The sequence below is a fragment of the Profundibacter amoris genome (assembly GCF_003544895.1).
GTDB classification, from domain to species: Bacteria; Pseudomonadota; Alphaproteobacteria; order Rhodobacterales; family Rhodobacteraceae; genus Profundibacter; species Profundibacter amoris.
In genome coordinates this window covers 2,747,592-2,773,312 of sequence record NZ_CP032125.1, presented here as the reverse complement: position 1 = coordinate 2,773,312, position 25,721 = coordinate 2,747,592, and the positions used below count along the sequence as shown (strand labels likewise).

The window sequence follows — 25,721 nt, the reverse complement described above, 5'->3', positions numbered from 1 at the left end:
ACGCGACTTGAACACGCCATCGCATATGTTGCTGGGCGCTGCCGTCTTTGGCCGTGCAAACCACGCAAGAATTACCGCCGCCGCCCTGCTGGGCGGGTTGGCACCGGATATATCGCTCTATGTGATGGCGGGCTGGGCGCTGTTTGTGCAGAATATTCCACCGGATGTGGTGTTCGGGCAGTACTACTTTTCCCGCGAATGGATGCAGGTCTTTGCCTATGACAACAGTTTCATTCTGTGGGGCGCGTTGCTGGGGTTCGGCCTGTGGCGCAGGAAACCTTTGGTGATCGCCTTTGCCGGTGCGGCGATCCTGCATCTGGTCACGGATTTCCTGTTGCACCACGATGACGCCCGCCCGCATTTCTGGCCGCTGAGTGATTGGGTCTTCCAAAGTCCGGTCAGTTATTGGGACAGCCGCTATTACGGCAGGATCATTGCGCCGCTGGAACTGCTGATGGATTTCATCCTGTGCTTTATCCTGTGGCAGCGCCATCGCGGGCGTTGGGCAAGATATGTGGTTGGCGGCACCACAGCGGTGTTATTCGTGCCGCTTGTCCTGTGGGGCGTTGCAATGACGGATGGCAACGGGCACTGGCATTAGGCGGGGCGCTGCATGGTGAACTGGGTGACAGCGGTTGACCCATAGGCATGGCCCGCCGCACTAACCGCCAGATACCAGCCCCACATCCGTCTGAACTGTTCGTCAAACCCCAGCGCCTTGATTTCATCCCAGCGGGTGTTGAAGGCACTGCCCCATTCGCGCAGGGTTCTTGAATAGCTGTCGGTCAGATCGAATTCCCCGACCAGATCCATTCCGGCATTGCGGATGTTATCCTTGATCGCCTGTGGACAGGGCAACATCCCGCCGGGAAAGATATGTTTGCGCACGAAATCGATATTGCGCCGGTATAACGGGAACAACGCATCCTCGATAGTGATTGCCTGTACCGTGGCCTTGCCGCCCGGTTTCAGACACCTGTTGATCATGCTGAAATAGTCGGGCCAGAATTTTTCACCCACATGTTCTATCATCTCGATCGAGCCGATACCGTCATAGCGGCCGGTTTCATCGCGATAGTCCCGCATCACAATTTTCACCCTCTCCGAGACCCCTTCGCGTTTCATCAATGCGGTGCAGTAATCATAGTGATCCTTGCTGATCGTCAGCCCTGTCACCTGCGCCCCGCGGCGGGCGGCGAACAGGGCAAATCCGCCCCAGCCGCAACCGATGTCCAGCAGATGATCGCCTTCTTTCAGCTCCAGCGAGTCACACATCAATGCCAGTTTCTGCAGTTGAGCGGTTTTCAGGTCTTCCTTGCCGGTGATATAACGGGCGGCGGAATAGGACATGGTTTCATCCAGCCATTTGCTGAAAAATGCCTCGCCCAGATCGTAATGCTGGTGGATGTTCTTCACCGCCTGCCGTTTGGTGTTGCTGCGCATCCGGTGGCGCAATTGCTCGATCACACGAACAACGGATGATCCGGGTGCGTTTTGCGCCACCACATCCTGATTGGCCGCCAGAACATCCAGCAGGGATTGCAGATCGGGGGTGCTCCACCAGCCATCCAGATAGGCCTCGGCAAAGCCCAGATTACCTTCGCGCAACAGGCGGGCGAAAACATCCCCGTTGTGAATCTCCATTTGCCCCGAAGGGCCGGTATGTTGCCCTTCGACCTGAAACAGGCGTCCATCCGGTAGGGTGACCGACAAACGGCCGGTATGGATTTGTGACAGTTTGCGGTAAACCGGCGCGAAATAGCGCGGCAAGTCGTGCTGACCTTTAATCGTCGTCAGGACATTCATCTTGTGTGCCCCCTTGCAAAGATTTTCATCAAATTCGCAAGAAGTATGCCCAGAGGCGGGTAAAAAGGCAAATTTACAGATCTGCTGACACCGGACACAAAAAAACGCACCCCGAAATCGAGATGCGTTTGTTGGTTTGCTATCCGGTCAGGTTAGGCGGCTTCTGCCTGCTGGCGACGCTCGGATTCCTCACGCGACAGCGCGACCGAGGTGCGCACACCCTTGCCGACAAATTCCATCAGACCGCTGACAACCCGCTCGTTGGGGTCGATACCGGCGCAGGACAGAACCTCGCGGCCATCGCGGGACCGGGCCCAGCGTGCAATCTGCTCGGGGCCGTTGCCGTATTTTTTGTCATCTGCAATAGCATCATCCAGCGCAGCCAGAACGACTGCGGCAAACAGTTTCCGCGAGCGGTTGCCCTGCTCGTGGTTGAATGCTGTACCATCTACGAAATCTCGCATTACCGATCCTTTTTGCTCTTGCTCTTTGCGGCGTAACGCTCCTTATGACCGATCTTAAGTGATTCGGCTACCGAGATAATGCATGGCAGCCATGCGTTCGATGCATGGCTGGCGGTGGCAAATCCGATATATAGGCGTCTTGCCCCTGTGGGATCACCAATATATAGGTGCTGGCAAATTCCCTTCAACCTTTTGCTAAGGTTTTATCAATGCCTAAAATCAACGGAAACGAAATTCGCCCCGGCAATGTGCTGGAACATAACGACCAACTGTGGGTGGCTGTCAAAGTCGGCCATGTGAAACCCGGCAAGGGCGGCGCATTCGCACAGGTTGAAATGAAAAACCTGCGCAACGGCAGCAAACTGAACGAACGGTTCCGTGCGGCGGACAAGGTGGAGCGCGTGCGGCTGGAGCAGAAAGATCAGCAATTCCTGTATGAAACCAACGGCATGCTGGTGTTCATGGATATGGACACCTACGAGCAGATCGAACTGCCCGCCGACATTCTGGGCGACCGCCGCCCGTTCCTGCAGGACGGCATGACCGTGGTGATCGAGTATCACGAGGACGAGGCCCTGAACGCCACCCTGCCGCAAAAAGTCACCTGCAAGGTGGTCGAGACCGAACCGGTGGTGAAGGGCCAGACTGCCGCCAAGTCCTTCAAACCGGCCCTGCTGGACAACGGGGTGCGGGTGATGGTGCCGCCGTTCATCGGGCAGGACGAGGAGATCATCGTCGATACGGTGACGATGGAATACTCGGAACGCGCCTGACGCCCATTCGCACAGGAGGTGGAGTTGATAAAATTACGCCCCATGCTGCAACAGGAATACGCCGGTTATCTGGCGTATTTTCTGCCCGACTATGCCCTTGAAATTACGGCTAATTATGACCAGTCGCCGGCGGATGCGCTGGCGCAGGCAAAGCAGGAAATCGCCACGGATTTGCCCGACGGGGTGGATACGGACGGGCAGGTTTTGCTGTCTGTCCTGGGTCAGGACGAAGGGCTTGCCGGGTATCTGTGGTACAGGCCGGATTTGCCGGCACAATCGGCATTTATCTATGATTTCCACATCCTGCCGGGGCTTCAGGGCAAAGGGCTGGGCAAGGCCGCGTTGAAGGCTTTGGAGGCGCTGTTGCTAGAACAGGGGATCACGCAGATCGGGCTTAGGGTTGCGGCGGATAACGCGCGGGCGCAGCGGTTATACCGGACTGCGGGGTTTCGGGTAACGGGGCTGAATATGATCCGGCGGATCGGCGGGCGGTGATTTTGACGGGGTGGCGGGGTGAACCCCGCCCTACGGGGCGCTGCGGCCGAAATAAAAAATGCAACATTCCGGCCCCGTTTTGCGGACGGGGCAGTAACGATCGGTAAATCGCACAAAGGGTACATTTTCCCCGTTGAAATGTACGATTCCGTTTTCGGATCGTCAGGGGTATAGCGTGTCGCGCCTGACCGGGTTCAAGCATTCACCGACCGGACCGAGGCAGCGTTCGCAATAGCGAATGCGTTCGGTCCGGTTGGTGAATTCAATTTGGTGCGACATGCTTTAGAACACGGGGGTGCGCCTATGGAATTTGTCACAAACACAGAATTGCGCAAGACGCTGGGGCAGCATTTGTCACAGGTCAGGTTTGGCGGCAAACGGTTCCTGATCTACCGCCACAAAACCGAGGTGGCGGCGCTGGTATCGGTCCGCGATCTGGACCGTCTGGAAGAGTTCGACCGCAAATCGGTGCGGCAGAAGGAACTGGAATATCTGATGCGGGCGGACGCCTGGGAGCGGGCCAAGAGGGGCGAGCCGGGGATGGTGCGGCGGTGAGGGGTTCCCCGCTAGCTGTTTCAATTTTTCTGCAACCAGCTTTGGTATCGCCAAAGTTGAATCATATCTGGTAAGCTCACAATAAGGGGAGATCTGAATTTAGGTGGGTTACACACTATGAAGTTTTGGAAAGACGAGTTCAGTGGGGAAGAAATTGAATTATTATTTAATAAACTGAAAGAGATGAGAACCCTCTCGCCTGAGGGGAAAGTATCGTTTACCGGCGGTTTTGGCGGCCTTGAGACTTGGGTGTCTTTTTTAGTCTCAGCATCAAAATTCGAAGTTAGAACAGACACACTGAGAATTAAAATTATCAAAGAGGTTCTCTTATCGCCCAATCTTAAGGCTAACTTTTCCGAGGCAGATTTTAGAAAAATTGCTTACCAACTGCGAAATAAATTTCAGAATATAGAAATTAAACCTTATAAAGTCGTATTCCCAATATGGAACAAGCCTGAATTCCTTTTCGGGCAAAAGAGGATAGGTGACGTAACCGTTAATTTCACACCTTCTAAGAAATCCAAACCTTATAAGAAAATCATTAGTGAACGAGGACTACAGAAGGCAAAACAAGGCTATGAAGTATTATTTACTAAATCTAATCTTGTTGATTTGGAGAAATGTTCAATTTGTATCACGCATGTAAAAGCCAATAGTCCCTTCGACGCAAATGAGCGGGCGTCAGAGGCGGTTTATGAAATATTAGGATTGGTAAATCTAGCGAAAGACAGGGGAAAATATAGGCGTATATCGTTCAGAACCGCAGGTAATTTGCCTGTTTCGGAAGTTTTAATAGGCCCTCATACGACAACACATTTTGCAAATGGTGCATTAACGCATGACGGGTTTTGGCATGAGAATTGGGTCGGTGGCCCAAAGCATAAGCTGGATTCTAGGAAGGTGCAGGCTTGGGAACGGCGCTATGACAAGCTCTCCAGAGGTGTTGCTAGATCCCCATGGCGAAATCAATGTAAGTCCGCACTGGCGCGGTATTATAAAGCGTTTTCAAATCCTAATCTCGAGGAAACATTCCTCGAAGGCTGGAGGCTGTTTGAAAATATAACTGGAGATCGCTCTCAGACTATTGCGAAAAAATTATATCGGGCTTCAAACGCCTTTGGAAACAATATTGAACCCCGGATCATAGGGAAGCACCTTGCACATCGTCGAAACCTTATTTCCCATGGGCATGCAATAAATGCGAACGATGATGAATTGTTAGCATTTCAAATGCTTCAGTTCATTGTCCACTATATGGAACTTTATATTCTGAACGGGTTCAAATTTCGGTCACTAAAAGATTTTTGGGAATTCCTTGACTTACCAGATTCAAAAGGCGCGAGAGATGCTGAACAAAATGCATTGAAAAGAAGGTTGTTGCTTCTGGATAAGGCTGATCATTTTCGGCGGGATGAGGGCTAGAGGTAAGCATTTCTCCCATCCCCCCCCCGTCATTTTGCAAAAATGACAGCCCCCGACCGCCCCATGGCGGGGGCTTTTGCGGCGTTGCGTCTGTTTGCTGGCTCATCGGTGAATGATGGCGTCGAATTTATGCAAACCGATGGCGCAGGCCCCCACCCGGTCGGGGGCTGGCATTTTTGCAAAATGGGTTGCATTATGTTGAGGCGGTGATTGTGGCCTCCCCCGCCACCAACGCCCCCTTGGCGCGATCAAACCGCAGATAGGCGATGGCCTGCCCCCCTGCCTGCGTGAACAGGGTTCCGGCGGGTTTGCCGTCTGATGTGATCGGGGTGCCAACGGGGGCCGCGCCGTCAATCGCCACCGTCACATAGCCCTTTTTCAGCGTGGTTTTATGCTTCATACGGGCGATGATTTCCTGTCCGACATAGCAGCCCTTTTTGAAATCGACTCCGCTCAGCCGCTCGAATCCGGCCTCGAGGATGTAGGTTTCATTCGGGATCAGCTCGACCCCTGTTTCGGGGATGCAATGGGGAACGCGGATGGCGTCCCAGTCGGTGGCGTCACTGCCGCTTTCGGTGCCGTAGAGCCGCCAGCCGAGCGCCTCGTGCCGCGGGTCGGCCCATGCGCCTTCGGGCATCAAACCGGTGCCGCGTCTGACGCGGGTATCAGAGGGGGTGATCTGCACATCGGCGCGCAGTTTGAACATGGTCAGGCGGCGGATCAGGTCGGGGGCGGTCAGGTCCGGGGCGTCCAGAAGCAGGTGGTCGCCAAGGTCCAGCAGGAAAAAATCGGACAGGAATTTGCCCTGCGGGGTCAGCAGGGCGGTGTAGAGCAGGCCGTCTTTGGCCTTGCCCACATCGTTGGTGATCAGCCCTTGCAGAAAGGTGGTGCGGTCTGTTCCGGTGATGTCGAATAGCTGGCGTTTCATATTTTGCGGCTCCCCATATGCGTTCGGACGTAATATAGGGGGGATGGGGGACGGGAACCAGAGGGCATGGATGCGCGCACCGTTAAGCATAATCATACCGACGCTGGACGCCGAAGCGGGGCTGCCGGTGACCTTGCGGGCTTTGGTCGAGGGGCTGGAATGCGGGTTGATCCGCGAGCTGGTGGTGTCGGATGGCGGCTCAACCGATGCGACCTGCGCGCTGGCCGAGGCGGCGGGGGCCGAGGTGGTGCGCGGGGCGGCGGGGCGTGGCGGGCAGTTGCGGCGCGGGGCTGATGTGGCGCGGGGCGAGTGGTTGCTGTTTTTGCATGCGGATACGGAGTTGTCGGCGGGCTGGGCGTCGGTTGTGCAGGCGCATATCCGTGGCGGGCAGGGGGCGGGGTATTTCCGGCTGGCGTTTGACGCGCAGGGGTTTGCGCCGCGCTGGGTGGCGGGCTGGGCCAATCTGCGGGCGCGTCTGTTCGGGTTGCCCTATGGCGATCAGAGCTTGCTGATCTCGCGCGGGTTATACGACGCGGTGGGGGGCTATGCGGATATGCCGCTGATGGAGGACGTGGCGATGGCGCGCGCCTTGCGGGGGCGGTTGCGCATGTTGCCGGTTATGGCCCGCACCAGTGCGGCACGATACCGGCAGGCCGGATGGCTGCGGCAGGGGGCGCGCAACCTGTGGCGGCTGCTGCGGTATCTGGCGGGGGGTGATCCGGCGCGGTTGGGGCGGGGGTATTGAGGGGGTATTTCCCGATACCATTTCCCGTCGGCAGAGTGTAACAAACCCCTATGCCGATCTTTGTCTATCTGATCCTTCTTGTCATCGCCGCCCTCGGGGTGCGGCATTGGTCCAGACGGCAGGCGCGCAAAAAACTGCTGGCCACGCCGCTGACCGAGCGTCAGCGCGCTATTGTGCTGGAGGAAGTGCCGCTGGTCCGGCGGTTGCCGGCCCAATTCCACGGGCCGCTGGAGGGCAAGATCAACCTGTTCCTGAATCAGGTTCAATTCGTCGGGCGCGGCGGGCTGGAGGTGAGCGAGGAGATGGAGCTGTCGATTGCCGCGCAGGCCTGCCTGTTGGTGGTGAATATCGACCAGTGGTACAAAAACCTGCGCACGATCCTGATCTATCCCGGCGCCTTCAAATCGCTTCAGAAACAGCACAGCGGCTATGTGGTGACCGAACGCGAAATCGTGCGCACGGGGGAAAGCTGGCTGCGGGGGCCGGTGGTGCTGTCATGGGCCGATAGCGAGCAGGGGGCGTTGAATGACAGGGATGGGCACAACGTGGTGCTGCATGAATTCGCCCACCAGATCGACAACCTGTCCGGCCATACCGACGGCGCGCCCCTGATGAACAAGGGCCAGAGCTTTGCCGAATGGGCGCGGGTGTTTATTGAGGCGTACGAGCGCCATGTGCGGGCTGTCGAGCGGGGGCATCACACGGTGATTGATCCCTACGGGGCCGAGGGCCATCAGGAGTTTTTCGCGGTATCGGTCGAGGTGTTTTTCGAGAAGCCACAGGCGCTGAAACAGGCCGAGCCGGAGGTTTACGGGCAGTTGGTGGAGTTGTTTCGGCTGGATCCGGCGGGGTGGGAGGGGGTGATTTGAGGTGCCTGAAGAAGTGCGCGACAGGCAGCTATGCAGACTTTTCCCGCATTCGCTTCGTGTGCAAATGAATATGACTAGTGAACCTAAAGTGTTTCCGGCATTCATGACGGAAGGTAGACCTTCGCGGTTAGGTGAGCCCTTACATTGCTGCGATTATGCGTTACATTACAATTGTCTCAACATTTTATTAAGAGGAATTAATTAGTGTGGTTTGAAACCTTTATTACATGGATCAGGGTGGGGGAAAATATTCTAACTGTAGCCCAATTGGCCGCTGCATTTATAACGGCACTGGCAACGCTCGCGCTTTGGCGCGTTACTCGTGTTCTTGCCGTCGAAACCTCAGAACTTGCAAAAATGACCTCTCGACCATTTGTAGTCTGTGGCATTGAATCAAGCTTAGCCGATCCAACCGCATTAAATCTGGTGGTTAGAAATACAGGCAATGCTGCGGCATTCGATATCAAAGCAAAGATTACGCCTCCTTTGCCACAAGCCAATGGAACAACAGGTGAGGATCAAACGGAAACTTTGGTTGACGTATCATACCTTCCACCGGGCCGTGTGCTTTCTCGGTAGGGCGTCATGACCAGAGACGTCTATGACATAAAATTTAACGTTGAAATTAGTTGGGCGTCATATCCAAGTTCGCTAGATCGCGAAACTCTCATTTACATATTCGAAGGACGTGATGGCTTTAATGGCGGCTTTATAGAAAAGGGTATGCATGAAATAGCAAATGAACTTGAAAAAATCAGGAAACTACTTCCGAAATAATGAAGCTGTTCAAGTTCATTTCCCCGCTTGCAAAAAATATTAATCTCTGCCGAGGTAGGGTGAGCTTAAATCGGCCCTTCTGCTATGGTGAACGCGTTGAACACCTGTTTGGTCTTTATGAACAAATGACAACACATATCGAAGTCGCCGCTAATTCAAAGCCGCAAAGGCGTAAGAAAAAATGAATATAGAAGGAATTTCAAAAACCGCCCAATCCTGTTTTCAGGGCCGCCCAACAATCATTTGTTAATTACACAGGTAATTGATTATGCTTGAAAAATATAGAAAGGAATGTGCGTATATCAGGACATTGAGTTCTGCTGATGCCGCTGCTTGGGTGCTTAAAAAATATCCACCTGAATCTGATGGTGGGAAATTATATCCTATTGTTCTCGCTCATAGAAGTTGGAAAAAGCGTGAGCAATTAATATTGGCTAACGCTTACTTGCAAAACATTCCATTTGCATCTTCTAGGGGATACGAAGATTTTTTATCCTTTATGTCGATCCCTGCTTTTATCAGGGCCATAAAGGACCATCTACCAGACACCCCAAAAGATATTGGGCTGTTATTATACTATCTTGGGCCAGCATTGAGAAAATACCAAAGAACACCGAATGATGAGTGTGCAATTACTGAATTTATCCACGACTTGAAATCGCGTATCCAGGGGAAAGGGATTCCTTATGAGGACGCCATACGGTTTATTCGCTGAATAATGCTTAGAGTTGGTTATGGAAAATCTGGCCTGTTGCCAACCATGGAATGGAATTATAATTAACATAATCTTCATTACGCGTGTTTTGTATGTAGCCGCAAAGCTGTCGAGATACCGGCGTGTTTTCTTGAAAGGTATTATAGCAGCTTCTGCAAGGCACACCCTGTCCACTTGCACCCGTCATTTTGCAATAAAATGACAGCGCCCGACCTCCCCATGGAGGGCGCTTTGCAATGGTGCAATCACTTGAAAGGTAAAAGATTTACGCAGGCGTTGTGACAAGAGGAACCTGTTGTGCCACGCGCCCACCAGGTCGGGCGCTGCCATTTTATTGCGTGTTGGCGGCACAGTATCGCGCAAATTTTTTTGGGGGGGGGATTTATTACCGCCCGAACAACCGCCGTGCAAACCGTGAAAACAGCCCCGTCTTCTCGCCGCCATTCACCGTCAGCCCGCCCCCGTTGCCCGCTGGTCCCTCTGGCGGGTCAAGCGGGTTTGCCCCGCCAATCGGGGCGTTTTCCTTGAATTGCAGGCGGTGCAACTCGGCATAGATGCCGCCGCCGGCCAGCAGTTCCTCGTGGGTGCCTTGGTCGACCACGCGGCCCTTTTCCATCACGATGATTTTGTCGGCGCTCTGGATGGTGGACAGGCGGTGGGCGATGACCAGTGTGGTGCGCCCTTTGGACAGGCGTTCCAGCGCCTTTTGCACCACCGCTTCGGAGTGGGCGTCAAGGGCCGAGGTGGCTTCGTCCAGCAGCAGGATCGGGGTGTCGCGCAGGATGGCCCGCGCAATGGCGACGCGCTGGCGCTGGCCGCCGGACAGGTTGGAGCCGCGTGGGCCGGCGGGGGTGTCCAGACCGTTTGGCAGTTTGTCCAGGAAGTCGGTGACATGGGCCGCGTCAAGCGCGTCTTGCAGTTGGTGGTCGCTTACATCGGTGCGGCCCAGCAGGATGTTTTCGCGGATGGTTTCGTCAAACAGAAGCGCGTCCTGCGTGACCACGGAAAACATGCCGCGCAAATCGTTCAGGGCCAGTTCGTTGATCGGGGTGCCGCCGACGGTGGTTTTGCCCGATTGCGGTTCGACCAGACGGGTCAGCACGTTGAAGATGGTGCTTTTGCCCGCCCCCGACGCGCCCACAAGGGCGGTGGTTTTGCCGGCCTCGGCGGTCAGGGTGGTGGCGTTCAGAACCGGTGTGTCGTCATAGGCAAAGGTGACGTCCTGCATCACCAGTTCGGTATCCTTGACCGGTTTGGCGGGGGTGGCGGGGGATACTATGGTCGGCTCGGTGTCGAACAGCCGGTACAGCCGTTCCAGACTGGCGGCGGCGACCTGCCAGATGCCCGAAATGCTGCCCAGCCGGCGCATCGGCTGGAAGGCCAGCGCCATGGCGGAAAAGAAGCTCATGAACTGGCCGATGGTTTTTTCGCCCTCGATGATGTCCTGCCCGCCGACGATCATCACGCCGAAAAATCCGAGGCCGGTGATGATGTCGATCAGGGACGGGATCATGGCGCGGCTGGCGGCGGTTTTGACTTCGGCGGACACGATCGTGTCGATGATCGAGGAAAAGCGGTTGGCCTGATATTCCTCGAGCAGGTTCAGTTTGATCGGGTTGATACCGTGGAATACCTCGTCAAGACGGGTCGAGCGCAGCGAGGCCTGCTGGCGCATGTGGCTGGTTTTGCGGCGGATGTATTTTTGCAGCACATAGACCGGCACCACCAGCAAGGGCGCACCGACTACCGCGACCAGCGTCCATACCCAGTCGATCGACAGGGCCAGCCCCAGCAGCGAGATCAGCGAGATCGCGTCGCGGCCCGCACCTGAAATGATCACGCCCCAGACCTGTTGCACAGCGTTGGTGTCGCCCTGCACCCGTTCCATCAGCGCGCCGGGCGGGTTTTTCTGGAAAAAAACTGAATCCAGCCGCATCAGGTGGCGCAAAAGGTCCACCTGCATCGAGGTTGATGTTTTCTGCGCGATACGGGTCATGATGGTTTTCTGCGCCAACTGGGTGATGGCCCGCACCAGAAACAGCCCGAAGATAATGCCGCCAACCCACCAGACCGCCTGCTTGTTGCCCGCTGCGAATACATTGTCGAACATCGGTTGCAGCATATAGGACAGGATGGCCAGCGTGCTGCCCTCGATCACCATCAGCACTATGGCCAGCGCCATCCACCATTTGTGGTGTTTCAGGTAGCCGTTCCAGAGGCGCCGCATCAGCGTGCGCGAGGAATAGGGATCGGATGAGGGGGTTTTTGTCACGGTTGCCTTGTCCTGTGGGCAGTTGTTCACTGTGCTTAGCTTGCCGCGCGCTTTGGTGCAAGCATTGGCGCGCTCCGTTTTATGCCTTGTCGGGGCGCGGATAGGCGATCAGGCCCAGTTGACGCGCGGCATCCAGCGCCAGCACATCGCTGTCCAGACCGTGCGCGGCCTGATAGGTCCGGATGGCCTTTCGGGTGCCTGTGCCCAGGGTGCCGTCAATTTCTCCGTCATACAGGCCCCGCGCCTTGAGCGCCCGTTGCAGGGTATTGATGAAATCCGTGTCCAGTGCATCGGGGCAGGGGGTTTGGAACCAGATATCGCCATCCGTTTGCGGGGCGGTCTGGCTGGCCCAGCAGGTGTCGGGGGGCGGGTTTGCAGGCCGGGTTCTGTGCAGGGTTATGGTTTCGGTCTGGGTGATGGTGCCCACCCCCGTTCCGGTCTGGCAGGCCGTCAGAAACAGGGCGCCGGCCGTGATAAGCGCAGTGATACGGATCATGCCTGTTTCCTGTTCTCGTTGTGGCAACTGGTCGCGATACTAGCCGCTTGGCCCTTGTGGCGAAAGCGGTTTTGACTTGGCTCTGGTAAAACGGCTTGGCAGGGTTTATCTGGCAAGGTTAGAAAATGCACGAAAGCTTTGATACAAGGGAAGCGAAATGGCGAAGATTACATTTATCGAGCACAACGGCACCGAGCACGTTGTGGAGGTGGCCAATGGCCTGACCGTGATGGAGGCCGCGCGCGACAACAACGTGCCCGGCATCGAGGCCGACTGCGGCGGTGCCTGTGCCTGTTCCACCTGTCACGTCTATCTGCACCCTGACTGGGTGGAGAAAGTGCCAGCCAAGGACGCGATGGAAGAGGACATGCTGGACTTTGCCTATCAGCCCGACGAGGTGCGTTCGCGGCTGACCTGCCAGATCAAGGTGACCGATGATCTGGACGGGTTGATCGTGCAATTGCCTGAAAAACAGATCTGACCATGTGGCGGGGGGCGCTCATCGCTTGCTTTGCGGCGCTTTTCGCGGCACAGGTTCAGGCCGCGCCCGAAGGCCATTGCATGGCCCTGTCCGAAGCTGGCGGCTGCGTTGATGGGCGGGTAACGGACCGCGAGGGTATTTTACTGCCCGGTGTGCATGTCTATTTCGGCCAGCCGAACCGGCGCTATGACCACGGTATTCTGGGCGATGACATCGAATGGGGCAGCCTGACCTATGTGCGGCAAGGGTCCGCCGCGCATGGTCCCTATATATTCGAGGAAATCACCCTGCCAAAAACCCGCGTGTTCGAGGATCTCGCCCCGCGTCTGGCCGATCTGGACGGGGATGGCAGCGCCGAAATCATCGTGATCGAGACCGATATCGGCAAGGGGGCGTCACTGGCGGTTTACGGGCTGGTTGACGGGGTGCTGAAGAAAATCACCGCCACCCCGCATATCGGCCGCAGCCACCGCTGGCTGGCCCCGATCGGCGCGGCTGATCTGGATGGCGACGGCAACATCGAGATCGCCTACATCGACCGCCCGCATTTGGCGCGGCTGCTGAAAATCTGGCGTTACAGGGATGGCCGGCTGACCCTAGTGGCCGAACAGGGCGGGTTGACCAACCACCGGATCGGCCAGACCTATATTTCCGGCGGCATCCGCGATTGCGGGGCGGGGCCGCAGATGATCACCGCCAATGCGGACTGGAGCCAGATCGTGGCCTCGGTGTTTGATGGCAAGGAAATCCGCAGTGCTGTGATTGGTCGGCACAAGGGGCGGAATTCGTTTAAGCGGGCGATGGAGTGCCGGATGTAGGGGCTGTGTCTGGCCTGCGCTGTGTTCAGCGCGATGTCAGGGCTTTGGTAGCCACACCATTTTAGAGGTCCGATAATAGCATTGTACGAAATGACATGTCCCACGATGTGTTGGTATAAAATGAAATTATGACCCAGTAGGATATTACTTTTATGCTAGGAATGTTTCAGCGAAAAAACCGGCCTAGCAAATACGTCTGATAGATTTCAGGTGCGATAAGAATTAGTTCTTTCCTTTCAGGATCGGTGATCCCCGGCTTTTCCAGCAGGGCCTGCACAAAATAAAACCTTGCACCTTTATCTTGGACCAACATTTCAGTATTTTGTTTTATAAATTCTTTCAGTCTCTGAACCATGAATTTTTTACATATGAACCAGGCCAGGTTCTCGTATCCGGATATGAAAAACTTGTCTGAGAAAACACCTTTTATCCCGTCCAGATATTTTAAAGCTTCCTCGATCTCTTGATCATTCAGTACTTTTTGGTCTTTGAGAGTGCTTATGAAATTCTTGAAATATTCAGCTTGTGAGGGCATTTTCTATTCCCTTAATCGGGTCTTTTGCGCGTGGGTCTGCATCTTGGCCTTTATGATTTAAACCGAAATGTTCGGCCCCTACAACGCCCGCCAGCCAATATCGCGCCGGCAAAACCCTTGCGGCCAGTCAATCCTGTCCACCATCGCATAGGCTCGCGCCTGTGCCTCGGCCAGTGTCGCGCCGCGCGCTGTGGCGGCCAGAACTCGCCCGCCAACGGCTATGATCTGCCCGTCCTTTTCGGCCGTGCCCGCGTGGAACAGCATATGCGTGCTGTCCTCGGGCAGGCCGTCAAGTCCATCAATCACGCTGCCCTTCTCATAGGCGCCGGGATAGCCATCCGCCGCCAGCACCACCGTCAGCGCGTGGTCATCGGCCCAGTTCACCTGTGCCTGATCCAGCCGCCCCTCGGCTGCGGCCTGTAGCAGGTCAAACACCTGCGCCCCCAGCCGCATCATCAGCACCTGACATTCCGGATCGCCAAAGCGCACGTTGTATTCCACCAGACGCGGTTGACCATCCTTGATCATCAGCCCGACGAACAGCACCCCCTGAAACGGCATCCCGCGCCGCGCCATTTCGGCTATCGTCGGGGTGACGATTTCATCCATTGTTTTGGCAATCACCGCGTTGGTCATCACCGGCGCGGGGGAATAGGCGCCCATGCCGCCGGTGTTCGGCCCCTTGTCCCCGTCATAGGCGCGCTTGTGGTCTTGGGCCGTGCCGATCAGCAACAGGTTTTCGCCGTCACACAGCACAAAGAACGATGCTTCCTCGCCCTCCATAAATTCCTCGATCACCACTTCCGCGCCCGCCGCACCGAAATCGCCGCCGAACATGTCGTCAATCGCGGCCAGTGCCGTGTCCACATCCATCGCCATGATTACACCCTTGCCAGCGGCCAGACCATCGGCCTTGACCACAATCGGCGCGCCTTGCTCACGGACGTAATCCTTGGCGGCCTCGGCATCGGTGAAATGGCCATAGGCGGCGGTGGGGGCGTTCACGGCGGCGCAGATTTCCTTGGTGAAGGCCTTGGAGGCCTCAAGCTGTGCCGCGGCCTGACTTGGCCCGAAACACAGGATGCCCGCATCGCGCAGCCGGTCGGCAACACCGGCGGCCAAAGGGGCCTCGGGTCCGATGATCACGAAATCCACCGCGTTGCCGGTGGCAAATTCCACCACCGCGCCGCCATCCATGATGTCGATATCGGCGCATTCCGCGATCTGACTGATGCCCGCATTGCCCGGCGCCACAATCAGCCGGTCGCATTTGGGGTTCTGTTTCACCGCCCAGGCCAGCGCATGTTCGCGCCCGCCGCTTCCCAGAATAAGGATATTCATATCGTCCCCCGCTTGGCCTTTGCTGATCCGCGTTCTAAGGTGGCGCCGACCATATGACAAGCGAGCAGATATGTCCGACCTGATTGATGAGCCATCCGAGGGCGAAAACACCCCCGAATTTACCGTCACCGAGATTTCCGGCGCGGTGAAGCGCACGATCGAGGGCACCTTTGGCCATGTGCGGGTGAAGGGTGAAATCGGGCGGGTGTCGCGGCCACGGTCGGGGCATATCTATCTGGACCTGAAGGATGACCGCAACGTGCTGTCCGGCGTGATCTGGAAGGGGGTTGCCGCGCGGCTGGCCGTGCAGCCCGAGGAAGGCATGGAGGTGGTCGCCACCGGCAAGCTGACCACATTTGGCGGCCAGTCGAAATACCAGATGGTGATCGAGGATATCGCCCCCGCCGGCATGGGCGCGCTGATGGCGATGCTGGAGAAACGCAAAGCCGCATTGGCGGCCGAAGGGCTGTTTGCACCGGAACGCAAACGCGAACTGCCCTATCTGCCCGAGGTGATCGGGGTGATTACCAGCCCGTCCGGCGCCGTGATCCGCGATATTCTGCACCGTTTGCGTGACCGTTTCCCGCGCAAGGTGCTGATCTGGCCGGTGGCGGTGCAGGGCAAGCAATGCGCCCCCGAAGTAACCCGCGCGATTGAAGGGTTCAACGCGATGACACCGGGCGGGGCCTTGCCGCGCCCTGATCTGCTGATCGTGGCACGCGGCGGTGGCTCGATCGAGGATCTGTGGGGGTTCAACGAGGAAATCGTTGCCCGTGCGGCAGCGGCATCCGGTATTCCGCTGATTTCGGCGGTGGGGCATGAAACCGACACTACGTTGATCGACTATGCCTCGGACCGGCGGGCACCGACGCCTACGGCGGCGGCCGAACTGGCGGTGCCGGTGCGCAGTGAGTTGCTGGCATGGGTCGAGGAACAGGGCGCCCGCCTGACCCGCGCCGCCACGGGGGCGGTGGATATGCGCAAACAGCGCCTGCGGGATTTGTCGCGCGCCTTGCCCAGGCCCGAGAGCCTGCTGGACAGCCCGCGCCAACGGCTGGACCGCGCCACCGAACGCCTGCCCGCCGCCCTGACCCGCGCCGCACAGGTGAAACGCCTGCGCCTTTCCGAAGTCAGCGGCAGCCTGCGCCCTGCCACCCTGATGCGGCGGCTGGACGAGGCCAGGTCCAGACTGGCCGACCGTGCCGGCCGTTTGAACAGTGACCTGCTGACCCGTGACATTAGGCGCAAAAAGGATGCGTTTGAACAAATATCAGCCCGTCTGTCGCGGGTGGCAACGGGGCAGGTAGAGGGGTGGAGAAACCGGTTGCAAGCCCTTGAGCGTATCCGCCAGACGCTGGGCTATAAGGAGACCCTGAACCGTGGCTATGCCGTGGTGCGCGGGGATGGCGATGTGGTGACCACGGCCAAGGCCGCGAAAAAGGCGGCGGCACTTGAGATCGAGTTTGCCGACGGGCGCTATACCGTCGGGGCAGGGGCCGCGCCGCGCAAAGCCAAGCCCAAAGAAACACCGCCGGATCAGGGGAACCTGTTCTAGGGCTACCTATAAATTGATCGGCTCCAGCACTTTTGGTTCGATCACATCCACATCCGGCAAGGCGGCCTTTAGCTCATCCGCGGATTGTGCCAACAGCGGGAAAGTGCGGTAGTGGCAGGGGATTACGGTTTTGAAATCAAAGAATTTCTTGGCCGCATAGCCCGCGCGGTGCATGTCCATAGTGAAATATCCGCCTGCGGCCAGAATGCCGATGTCGGGTTTGTGCAGATCGTTGATTATTTCCATATCTGCCATTACATCGGTATCGCCGGAAAAATAGACCACATGGTCGGGTGTGGTGATCACATAACCGGATTCATGCCCGCCATAGATCGGCCCGTCCGCCCCGTTGCCCAGTGACGAGGAATGCGTGGCATTGACCATCGTCACCTGTGCCGCACCCAGATCGACCGTTCCGCCTTTGTTAAAGCCGACCACTTTGATTTCTTCCTTTTCGCCCCACCAGGTCATCAAATCGTAAATGCCGTGCACAGGGATGCCCAATTCATGTGATATTGCAATGGTATCGCCGATGTGGTCGCCATGGCCGTGGGTGACAAAGATATGCGTGGCCCCTTTAATCGCCTCGGCCCGACGGTCTTCGGGGAACAAGGGGTTACCGGTTATCCACGGGTCGATCAACAACACCAGATCGCCGGTTTCAATGCGAAAGCCCGAATGGCCCAGCCAGATGATATTCATAGGTGCTCCTCCTGATATTGCTGTTTTCCGACTTGAACCAGAGAGGTCAAAGCTTGGCTCAAACCCCGACGTCCGGCCCCAGACAAACCATCGGTTCGTCCGTCTTTTCCACCTGAAACAGGGTTGTCTGGGTCGGATCATTCTCAAACTGTGCCATCAACCCGTCCCCTTGTTCGTAAACCGACCAGCATTGCGGATCGGGGTTGTCCTCGTAAACGAAACAGATCATTTGCCCGTCTTCATACCATTCGCCATTCTTGCAATCCCCGTCCAGAAACGACCAGCGCACGCGGCGGTTGGGCAGATATTCCTCGGCGCCGTAGCGGTCGTCATCATAGCGGAAGAATAGGGTCTTTCCTTGGGAATAGGCCTCGAATTCGTCGCCGGTCATCGGGGTTTGGGCGGCCAGCGGGGCGGCGGTCAGGGCAAGCAGGATCACGGTTAGAAAATGCGTTTTCATAACAGGAGTGTGCCACATCCCGCCCCCGTGGCCAATGGCAAAAGGCAATAGCCCTCACGGCCTGATTTGCGCTAGGGTCAGGCCAAACACAATAACCGCAGGTCTGCATATGCTTCTTCCCGCTGCCCTTTTCGCCCTTGGTGTTGCCTTGGCAGTGTTTTACCTGCCGCGCACGGGGGGGCGTGTTTGCTGGGCACGCAGCATTCGCAAAACCCTGCCGGTGGCGCTGTTTGCGCTGGCGGCGTATTTTCAGGGCGCGCCTGTGTTGCTGGTCGCCGGTTTGGCGTTAAGCGCGCTGGGCGATCTGGCCCTGTCGCGCCCCGGTGAGCGGGCGTTTTTGGTCGGAATGGTGGCCTTTGCCAGTGCCCATATCGCCTATATCGTGTTGATGGCCACGCTTGGCAGTGGCCCGCAACTGGCGCAATGGCCGCTGATCCTGCTGATGGTGGGGTTGGGCCTTTCCACCGAAATCTGGCTGCGCCCGCATACCGGTGCGTTGAAATGGCCTGTGCGCGGCTATGTGGTGATCATCCTTGGCATGGGTCTTATGGCGCTGGGCCTGCCCGAGGCGCGCATTGTCGCCCTGTGGGGGGCGCTGCTGTTTGTGCTGTCCGATCTGGTGCTGTCGGTCGAAACCTTTGTGCTGGCGCCGGATGATCCACGCCGCAAATGGGCGGGGAAAATCGTGTGGATCACCTATATTGCCGCCCAGATTGGCCTGTTTTGGGGGCTGGGTGCGCTATAGTTTTAACGCTTGCCCCTTCCATCCGCTGCGAAGGTGCAATAGTTGGGTAAGGAACACAAAGGGTCCGGCACGATGTCATTCTTTAAAAAGCTGAAAAACCGTCTTTTCAAATCCTCGTCCAAGCTGGAACAGGGGCTGGATGAAATCGTCGAGGATGGTGGCGAGGAAGAACTGATCGAGGATGCGGTTGACCAAGCCCCTGCGGTCGAGGAGACTCTGCCAGAGCCAGAGCCAGAGCCAGAGCCAGAGCCAGAGCCAGAGGTGCCGGCGGGCACTCCGACAGAGCCTGAACCGGTTGCGGAGCCTGAACCTGTTGAAGAAGTGGTCGAGGCCGCGCCCGAAGTGGTGGAAGCGGTTGAGGAAACCATTGACGAGGTGCTTGACGTGCCCGTGGCCGAGGAAGTTGTCTCACCCGAACCCGAACCCGAACCCGAACCCGAACCCGAACCCGAACCCGAACCCGAACCCGAAGTGCCAGAGGGCACTGCGGCCGAACCTGTGGCCGAACCTGAAGAAGAGGCCAAAAAGCCGGGTCTGATCGGGCGTTTGTTGGGCCGCAAGGAAAGCAAGCCTGCCAAGAATACCGTGATTAAACGGGTTCTGGATGACGACATGCTGGAGCGGATCGAGGAGCTGCTGATCTCTGCCGACATGGGGGTTGATACCGCCCTGCGCGTCACCGCCAACATGGCCGAAGGGCGCTTTGGCAAAAAGCTGTCGACGGCCGAAATCAAACGCCTTTTGGCCGCTGAAATCACCCGCATCATGGAACCGGTTGCCAAACCTCTGCCGCTTTATGCCAAAAAACCGCAGGTGGTGCTGGTGGTCGGGGTCAATGGCTCGGGCAAGACCACGACCATTGGCAAACTGGCCAGCCAGTTCAAGGCGGCGGGCAAAAACGTGGTGATCGCGGCGGGCGATACATTCCGCGCCGCCGCGGTGGAACAATTGCAGGTCTGGGGCGAACGCGCCGGCGTGCCGGTGCTGACCGCAGCCGAAGGGTCCGACCCTGCCAGCCTTGCCTTTGACGCGATGACCAAAGCCGAAGCGGACGGGGCCGACTTGTTGATGATCGACACGGCGGGCCGGTTGCACAACCGCGCCGACCTGATGGAGGAGTTGTCCAAAATCGTTCGCGTGATCCGCAAAAAGGACGAAACCGCGCCGCACAACACTTTGTTGGTGCTGGATGCGACCACGGGGCAGAATGCGGTGACGCAGGTCGAGGTATTTCAAAAGCTGGCCAATGTGTCCGGCCTTGTGATGACCAAACTGGATGGCACGGCCAAGGGCGGCGTTCTGGTGGCGTTGGCTGACAAATTCGGCCTGCCGATCCACGCGATCGGGGTAGGGGAACAGATTGACGATCTGGCCGCTTTTGACCCCGAAGAATTTGCCCATGCCCTGACTGGGCTGGAGGATTGATGTAGAGTGCTGTGGGGGCCGGAAAGGGAGTTGTAATGAGGAATGTGCATTTCAAGATAAGAAAACTGGTTGTGGCCGGGTTTGTCCTACTTTCCACCACGGCAAGCGGATACGCGCAAAGCATTCTGCGGATGGACAACGCAGGCTGCATCGGCGGGCTGGAAGATCTGGCAAAGCTGATCAAAGTCGAAATAAAACCGGCCACATCCCCCCGCAAGGTGATCGGAAAATGCGATGCTCAATCGGTGGATGTTGTGGCCGAACGGGCCGGTGTTACGCTGAAAATAGAGCGGATAACATGGAACCGCAACGGGCTTGCGCCCCTAAGTGACGGACAATTACCTGACCAGTTAAAACTGGAAATGCGCGGTGTGAAGGTGACAAATGCCCCCGCGAATGATCCGGCATGGGATTATTTGGTGGATTATGGCCGGTCCGGGCGCGCATTTGATGCGACACTGGATTTTGGTTTTCAAGCTGACAAAGGGCTGCTGGAACTGGCGGGGGCTTCGCTGGATTTCCACAATGGAAACTCGGCCAGATTGTCGGCCAGACTTCGCGGGGTTACGCCGGCTTTTCCCAAAAGCCCCGAAATTGGTGTTTTCCCCCTGATAATCGACAATCTGACCATCGTGATCAACAGCCGCGACACCCGAAAGAACCCGCTGCTGGAGCTGGGTGTCGCCATGTTGAAAGGGAAAATCCCGAATGGGGATATTGATGGGTTCAGATCCCTGGCAACGCTGTATATCGCAACTGAACTGTCAAAGGTGATGAGTGGGAACGACCTTGCATCTGTGAATAGGCTGGTTTCGGATTTGCCCGACCCGAAAGGGGATTTGTTGCTGCATCTGACAGCGGCCAAAGGGTACCCGATATTGCGCTTTGGACTTTGGGCAACCGGTCAGAAACTGGCCCAAATGCTAGAGGGCGTTTCTATTGAAGCCGGCTATAGCCCCAACCTGTTTGACGCCGTGAACTGATGCCACCGGGTTTGGGGGGATGCGGATGACCGAATGGTTCACCGCGCTGGAAGGCACGCCTGCCGGTCACCAGATTGCGCTGGCATTGGCGCTGGGATCGGCACTGCTGCACGCTATTTTTGGCGCTTTGCAAAAGGGCAACCATGATCCGTGGCTATCGCGCGGGGCGATCGACATATCCTATGGGCTGATTGCTGTGCCGTTTGTTTTGTTCGTGGTGCCGTGGCCCGAGCCGCATATGTGGATGATCTTTGCCATCACCTTTGTTATCCACTGTTTTTACAAATACATGCAGGCCATGGCCTATGAACGCGGCGCCTATACGGTGGTTTACCCCGTGGTGCGCGGCACCGGCCCGTTGTTTGCGATCATCGGCGCATGGCTGCTGTTTGGCGAGCGTTTCAACGCGGTGCAATGGCTGGGTGTGGCGGTTCTTCTGGCGGGGATCTACGGGCTGGCGCTTTATAATCTGCGCCATCTGACCGTGGGGCGCGACACCCTGAAAATGGCGCTGGTGCTGGCGGTGATAACCGGGCTGACGGTTTCGACCTATACCACCTATGACGCCTATGGCATCCGCGCCAGCACCGATCCTTTTACCTTTCTGGCGTGGTTTTTCATGATCGACGGGTTGTTCTTTATGCCCACCATCGCCGCCCTGCGCTACCGTGTGATGCAAAACCCGCCCGCCCTGCGCCCGCTGCTGCTGCGCGGGCTGATCGGCGGCATCATCGCCTACTTCAGCTTTGGCGGCATCATTCTGGCCACCCGTCTGGACAATGTCGGGCAGGCGGCGGTGCTGCGGGAGACCTCGACCGTTTTTGCCGCGCTGATCGGCTGGTTGATGCTGAAAGAACGGGTTGGCCCGCGCCGCCTGATGCTTATGGCATTGATTGCGCTGGGGGCTGTGATAGTTGAACTGGGTGGATAAAGCGAAAGGCCTGACATGAGTGACGTGAAAAAAGTGAACCCCTTTGTCAAACTGGCGCTGGAGCTGGGGCCGATCGTGGTGTTCTTCATCGCTTATGGCAGGATGAAGGACCAGACGTTTGCCTATAACGGCACGGATTATAACGGCTTTATCGTGGTTACGGCGCTGTTTGTGCCGCTGCTGGCTCTCACTACGTTCATTTTGTACCGGCTGACGGGCAAATTGTCGGCCATGCAGATCATGACATTGCTGATTGTGGTGGTGTTCGGGGGGCTGTCGGTGTGGTTCAATGACGAACGGTTTTTCAAAATGAAGCCGACGATGATCTATTTGTTGTTCGCGGGTATGCTGGGCTTCGGTTTGATGCGCGGTCAAAGCTATCTGCAACTGGTGATGGACGAGGCGATGCCGTTAAAACACGAAGGCTGGATGATCCTGACCAAACGCATCACCCTGTTTTTTCTGGCGCTGGCCGTGGCCAACGAAGTGGTCTGGCGCACGATGTCAACGGACGCCTGGGTGAATTTCAAGGTGTTCGGCCTGACAGCGGCGGTGTTTGCGTTTTTCATGACCCAAGGCAAACTGATGCAGAAATATGCGATTGAGGAAGACGAGGTCTAAACGCCTCATTTTTGGCAAAATTAAAAATTATATTTCTGCCATGTGGAGAAAAATTGTACTGTATTTTCGCCTTATGGTCTTGATTCACGAATGGTTGCCAAAGGTTTGGATGCTTGGCCTTCTTCGCCCCATTGTGTTTCTGATGGTATATATTGGGGTAAGGGATTTCCCGACCGTCGTCGGCAGCATTCCTTTGAAACCGCTGGTATTGGCTACGATTGCCGGCTTTTGTGTTCGCTTTGTTTTAGAGTTTGTATTAGCGAAGAAACACCCGTTGGAAATTGATGCCGATCTGCAAAAATCTGCATTCGCACTGAGGATAGTCTTTTGGCCCGCGCTTTTTCTTGTGACTATTTATTTTAATAGTGAAGCATGGTGCAAACACCTTGTCACATATTATTCTATTTTCGTGGCCATAATTCTGCTGATTGGGCTAACGGATAAGAAACTATTGCAGAAAAGTCTTCGCTGGACATGGATGGGGCTACCTTCTCCGACTATCGAGTATGCCGCCAAAGTAAGGGCGTTTGCCCATCTTGGTTTTGCAGGGGCAAACGAGTTGGCAATCATACTTCTGGACACAGAGACTTGGATCGTATGGATGATTTTGATGCCATTTGTTATCATGTACTTCTCGAATATTTTTACCATCGTGTACGATATTCGGGTTAATCGGGGGTACGAGGATCCCGATTGAACAGCACCTCCTGTGCTTTCCTGTCCGTTTGCAGATTGCCCCGTTTGTCCGCAGCCACAGCCCGCCCCGTGACCACCCCTTGCCGGGCACCAACGGTTTCAAGCCAGCGGGCCATGTGGGGTTTGTCGTCCATCGTCTGTTCCTGACCTTCCCACAATGTCGCCCAGGGCCAGATCGCCATATCGGCGATGGAATAGAAAACTCCGGCGACATATTCGCTGTTCGCCAGTTGGCGGTCCAGCACACCATAAAGGCGGGCAGTTTCATTGCGGTAGCGGTCTTTGGCATAGGGCAGGTCGTTGGGTGGCTCCATTGCAGGGGCGTATTTCAGGAAGTGGTGCGCCTGACCCGCCATCGGGCCAAGGCCGCCAATTTGCCACATCAGCCATTGATCAACCGCGATCCGCTGGCGTTCTGTCACGCCGCAAAACTGTCCCGTTTTACGCGCCAGATATTGCAGGATTGCGCCCGATTCAAAGATCGAAACCGGTTCGCCATCCGGCCCCTCGGGGTCAACAATCGCCGGCATCCGGTTGTTCGGGGCGATTTTCAGGAAATCGGGTTCGAACTGTTCGCCCGCACCGATGTTCACCAGATGCAGGTTGTAAGGCAGATCCATTTCCGCCAGCGCAATGGTGATTTTCCAGCCGTTCGGGGTGGGCCAGTAGTAAAGATCAATCGGTTTCATATCGCGTGCTCCTTTGTGCGTATTCAGCACGGGATCAAACAAAAGGGCAAGGCGGCGCGCATTCAACAATACTTGACCACATCGCCCGCGGGCATTATCCAGACCCTATCGTGGCGATTTGTTACCGGATTGCGGGCCACGTTAAACATGCCGCTAAAGAGGGATAGGGCGATACCCCCGAAACCCTGGCTCCGGTTTTGGGGTTTTTTTATGCCTGAGGGCATGGACAAGGAGACGCGATGAGCAACGATTGGAACGCCCGTACCAAGCTGGTGCATTCGGGCAGCCGCCGCAGCCAGTATAACGAAGTATCCGAGGCGATATACCTGACGCAGGGGTTCGTCTACGACACCGCCGAGGACGCCGAGGCGCGGTTCATCGAAACCGGGCCGGACGAATTTATCTATGCCCGTTATGGCAACCCGACCGTGCGCATGTTCGAGGACCGGATTGCAGCCCTTGAGGGGTGCGAGGATGCCTTTGCCACCGCGTCGGGTATGGCGGCGGTCAATGCGGCGCTGACCTGTGGTCTGAAGGCGGGGGATCATGTGGTTGCGGCGCGGGCGCTGTTTGGCTCGTGTCTGTATATCCTTCAGGATGTTCTAGCCCGTTTCGGGGTGCAGGTGACGCTGGTGGATGGTCCTGATCTGGACGCATGGCGCGGGGCGTTGCGCAGTGATACCAGACTGGTGTTCTTTGAAAGCATCTCGAACCCGACGTTGGAACTGATTGATATCAAAGCGGTTTGTGATCTGGCCCATGCGGTCGGGGCGCTGGTGGTGGTGGACAATGTGTTCGCTACGCCGATCTTCTCCAACGCTTTTGAACTGGGTGCCGATGTGGTGGTTTACTCGACCACCAAACACATTGACGGGCAGGGGCGGTGTCTGGGCGGGGTGGTGCTGGGCAGCCGTGATTTTATCCGCGGCACGCTGGAGCCTTACCTGAAACACACCGGCGGTTCGATGAGCCCGTTCAACGCCTGGGTGATGCTGAAGGGCATGGAAACGCTGGATCTGCGCTGTCGCGCGATGGCCGACAGTGCGATGCGGATTGCGCAGGCGGTGCAGGGGCACGAAAAGCTGGCCCGCGTGATCCATCCGTTTCTGGACAGCCACCCGCAGGTGGACCTTGCGCGCCGGCAGATGAGCAAGGGCAGCACCATGTTGTCGCTGGACCTGAAGGGCGGGCAGGCGGCGGCGTTCCGGTTTCTGAACGCGCTGGAAATCATCATTATTTCCAACAATCTGGGCGATGCCAAAAGCATTGCCACCCACCCCGCAACGACGACGCACCAGCGCCTGCCGGACGCACAAAAGGCGGAACTGGGCATTACCCCCGGTCTGGTGCGGATCAGTATCGGGCTTGAGGATGCGGATGACCTGCAACGCGACATTCTGAACGCGCTGGCGGCGGCATAGG

29 protein-coding genes and 1 riboswitch are annotated in these 25,721 nt (G+C 56.9%); of the genes, 19 read left to right on the top strand and 10 right to left on the bottom strand.

Annotation, left to right across the window (positions count from 1 at the left end; genetic code table 11):
* Nucleotides 1-7 precede the first annotated feature (7 nt).
* A complete protein-coding gene (locus BAR1_RS13800) occupies nucleotides 8-601 on the top strand; it encodes a cobalamin biosynthesis protein CobQ (protein ID WP_162891796.1) in 594 nt (197 codons plus the stop codon).
* On the opposite strand, the gene BAR1_RS13795 is transcribed toward BAR1_RS13800, so the two are convergent.
* Nucleotides 598-1,806 (bottom strand): SAM-dependent methyltransferase, encoded by a 1,209-nt coding sequence (locus BAR1_RS13795; RefSeq protein ID WP_118943559.1) that lies wholly within the window; start codon nucleotides 1,804-1,806, stop codon nucleotides 598-600. The genes BAR1_RS13800 and BAR1_RS13795 overlap by 4 nt on opposite strands.
* Before the next feature lie 152 nt (nucleotides 1,807-1,958).
* Nucleotides 1,959-2,270: a DUF6280 family protein gene (locus tag BAR1_RS13790; RefSeq protein ID WP_118943558.1), complete on the bottom strand. Its 312-nt coding sequence runs from the start codon at nucleotides 2,268-2,270 to the stop codon at nucleotides 1,959-1,961.
* Between the two features lie 209 nt (nucleotides 2,271-2,479).
* On the opposite strand from BAR1_RS13790, the gene efp reads away from it, so the two are divergent.
* From efp to BAR1_RS13770, 4 genes are all read left to right on the top strand, one after another.
* Nucleotides 2,480-3,043: an elongation factor P gene (gene efp / locus BAR1_RS13785; protein WP_118943557.1), complete on the top strand. Its 564-nt coding sequence runs from the start codon at nucleotides 2,480-2,482 to the stop codon at nucleotides 3,041-3,043.
* Nucleotides 3,044-3,067: 24 nt separating this feature from the next.
* Nucleotides 3,068-3,538: a GNAT family N-acetyltransferase gene (locus BAR1_RS13780; protein ID WP_118943556.1), complete on the top strand. Its 471-nt coding sequence runs from the start codon at nucleotides 3,068-3,070 to the stop codon at nucleotides 3,536-3,538.
* Nucleotides 3,539-3,841: 303 nt separating this feature from the next.
* Nucleotides 3,842-4,093 (top strand): type II toxin-antitoxin system Phd/YefM family antitoxin, encoded by a 252-nt coding sequence (locus BAR1_RS13775; protein WP_118943555.1) that lies wholly within the window; start codon nucleotides 3,842-3,844, stop codon nucleotides 4,091-4,093.
* Between the two features lie 117 nt (nucleotides 4,094-4,210).
* Nucleotides 4,211-5,515, top strand: coding sequence for a hypothetical protein (locus tag BAR1_RS13770; protein WP_118943554.1), 1,305 nt, complete (start codon nucleotides 4,211-4,213; stop codon nucleotides 5,513-5,515).
* A gap of 193 nt (nucleotides 5,516-5,708) precedes the next feature.
* Here BAR1_RS13770 and ygfZ read toward each other — a convergent pair whose 3' ends face one another.
* The gene (gene ygfZ, locus BAR1_RS13765) at nucleotides 5,709-6,443 is read right to left on the bottom strand and encodes a CAF17-like 4Fe-4S cluster assembly/insertion protein YgfZ (protein ID WP_118943553.1); all 735 of its coding nucleotides are present in this window, start codon (nucleotides 6,441-6,443) and stop codon (nucleotides 5,709-5,711) included.
* 70 nt (nucleotides 6,444-6,513) lie between these two features.
* Between ygfZ and BAR1_RS13760 the strand changes: the two genes are divergently transcribed.
* The 4 genes from BAR1_RS13760 (at nucleotide 6,514) to BAR1_RS13745 (ending at nucleotide 9,549) form a co-directional block, all read left to right on the top strand.
* A complete protein-coding gene (locus tag BAR1_RS13760) occupies nucleotides 6,514-7,188 on the top strand; it encodes a TIGR04283 family arsenosugar biosynthesis glycosyltransferase (RefSeq protein ID WP_118943552.1) in 675 nt (224 codons plus the stop codon).
* Nucleotides 7,189-7,238: 50 nt separating this feature from the next.
* Complete coding sequence (locus BAR1_RS13755) at nucleotides 7,239-8,057, top strand: M90 family metallopeptidase (RefSeq protein ID WP_118943551.1); 819 nt, start codon at nucleotides 7,239-7,241, stop codon at nucleotides 8,055-8,057.
* 204 nt (nucleotides 8,058-8,261) lie between these two features.
* Nucleotides 8,262-8,636, top strand: a complete 375-nt coding sequence (locus BAR1_RS18055; RefSeq protein WP_162891795.1) for a hypothetical protein — start codon at nucleotides 8,262-8,264, stop codon at nucleotides 8,634-8,636.
* Between the two features lie 466 nt (nucleotides 8,637-9,102).
* Nucleotides 9,103-9,549: a hypothetical protein gene (locus tag BAR1_RS13745; RefSeq protein WP_118943549.1), complete on the top strand. Its 447-nt coding sequence runs from the start codon at nucleotides 9,103-9,105 to the stop codon at nucleotides 9,547-9,549.
* A 385-nt stretch (nucleotides 9,550-9,934) separates the two neighbouring features.
* Here the strand turns inward: BAR1_RS13745 and BAR1_RS13740 are convergent, their stop codons facing one another.
* Nucleotides 9,935-11,821, bottom strand: a complete 1,887-nt coding sequence (locus tag BAR1_RS13740; RefSeq protein ID WP_228408559.1) for an ABC transporter ATP-binding protein — start codon at nucleotides 11,819-11,821, stop codon at nucleotides 9,935-9,937.
* A gap of 79 nt (nucleotides 11,822-11,900) precedes the next feature.
* Nucleotides 11,901-12,317, bottom strand: coding sequence for a peptidoglycan-binding domain-containing protein (locus BAR1_RS13735; RefSeq protein WP_118943548.1), 417 nt, complete (start codon nucleotides 12,315-12,317; stop codon nucleotides 11,901-11,903).
* 157 nt (nucleotides 12,318-12,474) lie between these two features.
* Here BAR1_RS13735 and BAR1_RS13730 point away from each other — a divergent pair, with 157 nt between their 5' ends.
* Entirely contained in the window at nucleotides 12,475-12,798 is a 324-nt protein-coding gene (locus tag BAR1_RS13730; protein ID WP_118943547.1) for a 2Fe-2S iron-sulfur cluster-binding protein, read from the top strand.
* An 80-nt stretch (nucleotides 12,799-12,878) separates the two neighbouring features.
* Nucleotides 12,879-13,616, top strand: coding sequence for an FG-GAP repeat domain-containing protein (locus BAR1_RS13725; protein ID WP_118944488.1), 738 nt, complete (start codon nucleotides 12,879-12,881; stop codon nucleotides 13,614-13,616).
* 166 nt (nucleotides 13,617-13,782) lie between these two features.
* On the opposite strand, the gene BAR1_RS13720 is transcribed toward BAR1_RS13725, so the two are convergent.
* Complete coding sequence (locus BAR1_RS13720; protein WP_118943546.1) at nucleotides 13,783-14,151, bottom strand: hypothetical protein; 369 nt, start codon at nucleotides 14,149-14,151, stop codon at nucleotides 13,783-13,785.
* A 78-nt stretch (nucleotides 14,152-14,229) separates the two neighbouring features.
* On the bottom strand, nucleotides 14,230-15,492 hold the full coding sequence (purD, locus tag BAR1_RS13715; RefSeq protein ID WP_118943545.1) for a phosphoribosylamine--glycine ligase: 1,263 nt from the start codon (nucleotides 15,490-15,492) through the stop codon (nucleotides 14,230-14,232).
* 70 nt (nucleotides 15,493-15,562) lie between these two features.
* On the opposite strand from purD, the gene xseA reads away from it, so the two are divergent.
* Entirely contained in the window at nucleotides 15,563-17,047 is a 1,485-nt protein-coding gene (gene xseA, locus BAR1_RS13710; protein ID WP_118943544.1) for an exodeoxyribonuclease VII large subunit, read from the top strand.
* Between the two features lie 6 nt (nucleotides 17,048-17,053).
* On the opposite strand, the gene BAR1_RS13705 is transcribed toward xseA, so the two are convergent.
* Nucleotides 17,054-17,749: a metal-dependent hydrolase gene (locus BAR1_RS13705; RefSeq protein WP_118943543.1), complete on the bottom strand. Its 696-nt coding sequence runs from the start codon at nucleotides 17,747-17,749 to the stop codon at nucleotides 17,054-17,056.
* Between the two features lie 58 nt (nucleotides 17,750-17,807).
* Nucleotides 17,808-18,209, bottom strand: a complete 402-nt coding sequence (locus tag BAR1_RS13700) for a hypothetical protein (protein ID WP_118943542.1) — start codon at nucleotides 18,207-18,209, stop codon at nucleotides 17,808-17,810.
* A 109-nt stretch (nucleotides 18,210-18,318) separates the two neighbouring features.
* Here BAR1_RS13700 and BAR1_RS13695 point away from each other — a divergent pair, with 109 nt between their 5' ends.
* From BAR1_RS13695 to BAR1_RS13670, 6 genes are all read left to right on the top strand, one after another.
* Nucleotides 18,319-18,954 (top strand): lysoplasmalogenase, encoded by a 636-nt coding sequence (locus tag BAR1_RS13695; protein WP_162891794.1) that lies wholly within the window; start codon nucleotides 18,319-18,321, stop codon nucleotides 18,952-18,954.
* 72 nt (nucleotides 18,955-19,026) lie between these two features.
* Nucleotides 19,027-20,379, top strand: a complete 1,353-nt coding sequence (gene ftsY / locus BAR1_RS13690) for a signal recognition particle-docking protein FtsY (RefSeq protein WP_118943540.1) — start codon at nucleotides 19,027-19,029, stop codon at nucleotides 20,377-20,379.
* Nucleotides 20,380-20,414: 35 nt separating this feature from the next.
* Entirely contained in the window at nucleotides 20,415-21,362 is a 948-nt protein-coding gene (locus tag BAR1_RS13685) for a hypothetical protein (RefSeq protein WP_118943539.1), read from the top strand.
* A 25-nt stretch (nucleotides 21,363-21,387) separates the two neighbouring features.
* A complete protein-coding gene (locus tag BAR1_RS13680; RefSeq protein WP_118944487.1) occupies nucleotides 21,388-22,293 on the top strand; it encodes a DMT family transporter in 906 nt (301 codons plus the stop codon).
* A gap of 15 nt (nucleotides 22,294-22,308) precedes the next feature.
* Nucleotides 22,309-22,914 (top strand): inner membrane-spanning protein YciB, encoded by a 606-nt coding sequence (locus BAR1_RS13675; RefSeq protein ID WP_118943538.1) that lies wholly within the window; start codon nucleotides 22,309-22,311, stop codon nucleotides 22,912-22,914.
* A gap of 109 nt (nucleotides 22,915-23,023) precedes the next feature.
* Nucleotides 23,024-23,611 (top strand): hypothetical protein, encoded by a 588-nt coding sequence (locus BAR1_RS13670; protein WP_162891793.1) that lies wholly within the window; start codon nucleotides 23,024-23,026, stop codon nucleotides 23,609-23,611.
* Here the strand turns inward: BAR1_RS13670 and BAR1_RS13665 are convergent.
* The gene (locus BAR1_RS13665; protein WP_118943536.1) at nucleotides 23,583-24,299 is read right to left on the bottom strand and encodes a glutathione S-transferase N-terminal domain-containing protein; all 717 of its coding nucleotides are present in this window, start codon (nucleotides 24,297-24,299) and stop codon (nucleotides 23,583-23,585) included. The two genes, BAR1_RS13670 and BAR1_RS13665, sit on opposite strands and share 29 nt — an antisense overlap.
* 100 nt (nucleotides 24,300-24,399) lie before the next feature.
* Nucleotides 24,400-24,477, top strand: a riboswitch (SAM riboswitch).
* Between the two features lie 61 nt (nucleotides 24,478-24,538).
* On the opposite strand from BAR1_RS13665, the gene metZ reads away from it, so the two are divergent.
* Nucleotides 24,539-25,720, top strand: a complete 1,182-nt coding sequence (metZ, locus tag BAR1_RS13660) for an O-succinylhomoserine sulfhydrylase (RefSeq protein ID WP_118943535.1) — start codon at nucleotides 24,539-24,541, stop codon at nucleotides 25,718-25,720.
* The last annotated feature ends 1 nt before the right edge of the window (nucleotide 25,721 follow it).

Bases quoted from the DNA above. Each gene is read 5' to 3' on its own strand.
- BAR1_RS13795 (WP_118943559.1), bottom strand. From the start codon at position 1,806: ATGAATGTCCTGACGACGATTAAAGGTCAGCACGACTTGCCGCGCTAT.
- BAR1_RS13790 (WP_118943558.1), bottom strand. From the start codon at position 2,270: ATGCGAGATTTCGTAGATGGTACAGCATTCAACCACGAGCAGGGCAAC.
- efp (WP_118943557.1), top strand. From the start codon at position 2,480: ATGCCTAAAATCAACGGAAACGAAATTCGCCCCGGCAATGTGCTGGAA.
- BAR1_RS13775 (WP_118943555.1), top strand. From the start codon at position 3,842: ATGGAATTTGTCACAAACACAGAATTGCGCAAGACGCTGGGGCAGCAT.
- BAR1_RS13770 (WP_118943554.1), top strand. From the start codon at position 4,211: ATGAAGTTTTGGAAAGACGAGTTCAGTGGGGAAGAAATTGAATTATTA.
- ygfZ (WP_118943553.1), bottom strand. From the start codon at position 6,443: ATGAAACGCCAGCTATTCGACATCACCGGAACAGACCGCACCACCTTT.
- BAR1_RS13760 (WP_118943552.1), top strand. From the start codon at position 6,514: ATGCGCGCACCGTTAAGCATAATCATACCGACGCTGGACGCCGAAGCG.
- BAR1_RS13755 (WP_118943551.1), top strand. From the start codon at position 7,239: ATGCCGATCTTTGTCTATCTGATCCTTCTTGTCATCGCCGCCCTCGGG.
- BAR1_RS13745 (WP_118943549.1), top strand. From the start codon at position 9,103: ATGCTTGAAAAATATAGAAAGGAATGTGCGTATATCAGGACATTGAGT.
- BAR1_RS13735 (WP_118943548.1), bottom strand. From the start codon at position 12,317: ATGATCCGTATCACTGCGCTTATCACGGCCGGCGCCCTGTTTCTGACG.
- BAR1_RS13730 (WP_118943547.1), top strand. From the start codon at position 12,475: ATGGCGAAGATTACATTTATCGAGCACAACGGCACCGAGCACGTTGTG.
- BAR1_RS13725 (WP_118944488.1), top strand. From the start codon at position 12,879: ATGGCCCTGTCCGAAGCTGGCGGCTGCGTTGATGGGCGGGTAACGGAC.
- BAR1_RS13720 (WP_118943546.1), bottom strand. From the start codon at position 14,151: ATGCCCTCACAAGCTGAATATTTCAAGAATTTCATAAGCACTCTCAAA.
- purD (WP_118943545.1), bottom strand. From the start codon at position 15,492: ATGAATATCCTTATTCTGGGAAGCGGCGGGCGCGAACATGCGCTGGCC.
- xseA (WP_118943544.1), top strand. From the start codon at position 15,563: ATGTCCGACCTGATTGATGAGCCATCCGAGGGCGAAAACACCCCCGAA.
- BAR1_RS13705 (WP_118943543.1), bottom strand. From the start codon at position 17,749: ATGAATATCATCTGGCTGGGCCATTCGGGCTTTCGCATTGAAACCGGC.
- BAR1_RS13700 (WP_118943542.1), bottom strand. From the start codon at position 18,209: ATGAAAACGCATTTTCTAACCGTGATCCTGCTTGCCCTGACCGCCGCC.
- BAR1_RS13695 (WP_162891794.1), top strand. From the start codon at position 18,319: ATGCTTCTTCCCGCTGCCCTTTTCGCCCTTGGTGTTGCCTTGGCAGTG.
- ftsY (WP_118943540.1), top strand. From the start codon at position 19,027: ATGTCATTCTTTAAAAAGCTGAAAAACCGTCTTTTCAAATCCTCGTCC.
- BAR1_RS13685 (WP_118943539.1), top strand. From the start codon at position 20,415: ATGAGGAATGTGCATTTCAAGATAAGAAAACTGGTTGTGGCCGGGTTT.
- BAR1_RS13680 (WP_118944487.1), top strand. From the start codon at position 21,388: ATGACCGAATGGTTCACCGCGCTGGAAGGCACGCCTGCCGGTCACCAG.
- BAR1_RS13675 (WP_118943538.1), top strand. From the start codon at position 22,309: ATGAGTGACGTGAAAAAAGTGAACCCCTTTGTCAAACTGGCGCTGGAG.
- BAR1_RS13670 (WP_162891793.1), top strand. From the start codon at position 23,024: ATGCTTGGCCTTCTTCGCCCCATTGTGTTTCTGATGGTATATATTGGG.
- BAR1_RS13665 (WP_118943536.1), bottom strand. From the start codon at position 24,299: ATGAAACCGATTGATCTTTACTACTGGCCCACCCCGAACGGCTGGAAA.
- metZ (WP_118943535.1), top strand. From the start codon at position 24,539: ATGAGCAACGATTGGAACGCCCGTACCAAGCTGGTGCATTCGGGCAGC.